Origin of the sequence: uncultured Aquincola sp. (genome assembly GCF_964001545.1) — a bacterium.
In the GTDB taxonomy this organism is placed as follows: domain Bacteria; phylum Pseudomonadota; class Gammaproteobacteria; order Burkholderiales; family Burkholderiaceae_C; genus Aquincola.
Window position 1 is genome coordinate 1 of sequence record NZ_CAXFDV010000117.1, and the last position, 2285, is coordinate 2285.

The 2285-nt window shown below is 72.0% G+C and carries 3 protein-coding genes; 2 read left to right on the forward strand and 1 reads right to left on the reverse strand.

Features of this window, described 5'->3' with window-relative positions; all coding sequences use genetic code 11:
* Positions 1-86: 86 nt before the first annotated feature.
* Positions 87-1031, reverse strand: coding sequence for a LysR family transcriptional regulator (locus tag ABNT58_RS03890; protein ID WP_348752200.1), 945 nt, complete (start codon positions 1029-1031; stop codon positions 87-89).
* A gap of 88 nt (positions 1032-1119) precedes the next feature.
* Here ABNT58_RS03890 and ABNT58_RS03895 point away from each other — a divergent pair, with 88 nt between their 5' ends.
* Together ABNT58_RS03895 and ABNT58_RS03900 are read left to right on the forward strand one after the other, a co-directional pair.
* Positions 1120-2097, forward strand: a complete 978-nt coding sequence (locus ABNT58_RS03895) for a 3-hydroxyacyl-CoA dehydrogenase NAD-binding domain-containing protein (protein WP_348752201.1) — start codon at positions 1120-1122, stop codon at positions 2095-2097.
* Positions 2098-2105: 8 nt separating this feature from the next.
* Positions 2106-2285 (forward strand): 3-keto-5-aminohexanoate cleavage protein (locus ABNT58_RS03900; protein ID WP_348752202.1); only part of this gene is annotated, 180 nt, incomplete at its 3' end.

Below are 2285 nucleotides of genomic sequence, written 5' to 3' on the forward strand. Positions count from 1 at the left end.
CTGGCGGCCCACCACCGCGCCGATGCCTTCGCGCAGCAGGGGGTGGTCGTCGACGGTCAGAACACGGATGGTCGGTACTGCGGTGTTCATGCTTGGGATGGTAGCGGCGCAGGGTTGGCCAGCAGCCGCGCCAGCTCACCGGGCAGCAGGTCCACCACCGCCTGCGCGGCGGCCGACAGGCTGCGGCCTTCACGCGTCACCAGGCCGATGGGGCGCAGCACCTCGGGGCCGGTGAGCGGGCGCTGCACCACCTGCGGCCCGCGGGCCACCAGCGCCGCCAGCTCGGGCAGCGCGGCCACGCCCAGGCCGGCGGCCACCATGGCATTGATGGTGGCCAGGTGTTCCACCTCGTAGCGCGGCTCGAAGCGGCGGCCCAGCTGCAGCAGCGCTGCATCGGCGTACTGGCGCACGCTGGTGGGCGCGGGCATCGAGATGTGCGGCAGCTCCACCGTCTGAGCCCAGGCCAACGGCGCATCGGGCGCCTGCGCCAGTGCATGCCCGGCCGGCAGCAGCAGCACGAAGCGGTCGGCCGCCAGCTGGGTGTAGCTCAGGTCGGCATAAGCCGGGTTGGCGGCAGTGAGTGCAAAGTCCGCCTCGCCAGCGCGCACCAGGTCGAAGGCCGGGCCCGACAGCGTGTCCAGCAGGTCCAGCCGCAGCCCGGGGTGCTGCACCGCCAGCGTGGCCATCACCCGCGGCATCACCGTGGCGGCCAATGAGGGCAGGGCGGCCATGCGCACCTGGCCGCTGCGCAGCTCCACCACGTCGCGCACCGCGGCGGCCGCGGCCTGGGCTTGCTGGCGCAGCAGGCGCGCCGGACCCAGCAGCGCCTGGCCGGCATCGGTCAGGTGCACGGCGCGGGTGCTGCGCTCGAACAGGCGTGCGCCGAAGGCGGTTTCCAAACGCGTGATCAGGCTGGAGACCGCCGGCTGCGACAGGTGCACCCGGGCTGCGGTGCGGCGGAAGTTCAGGGTTTCGGCCAGCACCAGGAAGGCGTCCAGCTCACGCAGGGTCCAGCTTTGATTGATCAACATCGCCGATCAATTTATACGAATTCGCAGTTGGACCGATCAACGCCCGGTTCCTAGACTGCCGCACACCCAGTACCGTGGAGACGACGCCTTGAACTACCTGCCCCAGCCCAGCACCCGCAGCCACGCCGTCGTGGTGGGCGGCGGCACCATGGGCGCCGACGTGGCCGTGGTGCTGGCCCGCGGCGGCTGCACCGTCACGCTGGTGGAGCGTGACGCCAGCCGCCATGGCCGCCTGGCCGAGCATGTGACCGCCGAGCTGGCCGCGCTGGACCGCGCCGCCTGGGCCGGCCGGCTGCGCACCGTCACCACGCTGGCCGAGGTGCACTGGCCCGACCAGCAACTGGTGGTGGAGTGCGTGCCCGAGCAGCTGGCCATCAAGCAGCAGGTGTTCGCCGAGCTGGTGGCGCTGGCGCCGGCCGCGGCGGTGCTGGCCAGCAACAGCTCGGGCATTCCCATCAGCCGCATCGGCGCGGGGCTGGCCGGGCAAGGCCGCCTGTTGGGCCTGCACTTCTTCATGCCGGCGCACCGCGTGCCGCTGGTGGAGGTGGTGATGGGCGAGGGCAGCGAGCTGCAGGCGGCTGAGCGGCTGGCCGATTTGATGCGCCAGTGCGGCAGCGTGCCGGTGCTGGTGCGCAAAGATTTGCCGGGCTTCTTGGCCAACCGGCTGCAGCATGCCTTGGCGCGTGAGGCCTTTTCGATGATCGACCAGGGCATTGCCACGCCCGAAGACGTGGACGCCGCGGTGCGCTTCGGCTTCGGCTTTCGCTTTCTGGCGGCGGGGCCGGTGCTGCAGCGTGACCATGCCGGGCTGGACGTGCACTGCGCCGCCGCCGCCACCATCTACGAAAGCCTGTGCAACAGCGCCACGCCCGCCCGCGTGCTGCGTGAGCACGTGGCCGCCGGCCGCATCGGCATGAAGGCCGGCGAAGGCTTCCAGCCTTGGCCCGAGCCGCAGCGCAGCGCCGAGCGCGCCCGCTACGACGCGGCGCTGCAGCGCGGCCTGGCCCTGCTGGCCGACGACCTGCCGCCGCTGCCGCCGGTGAATGACACGCAAGGCCAAGCATGAGCCACCCGATGACCGACCCGTTGATCCTGACCGTGGCGCCCAACGGCGCCTACAAGCGGCGCACTGAATACCCCCACGTGCCGCAAACGCCCGAGCAGCTGGCGCAGGAGGCCCAGCGCTGCCTGCAGGCCGGCGCCGCCATGCTGCACCTGCATGTGCGTGAGGCCGATGGCGGCCACAGCCTGGAC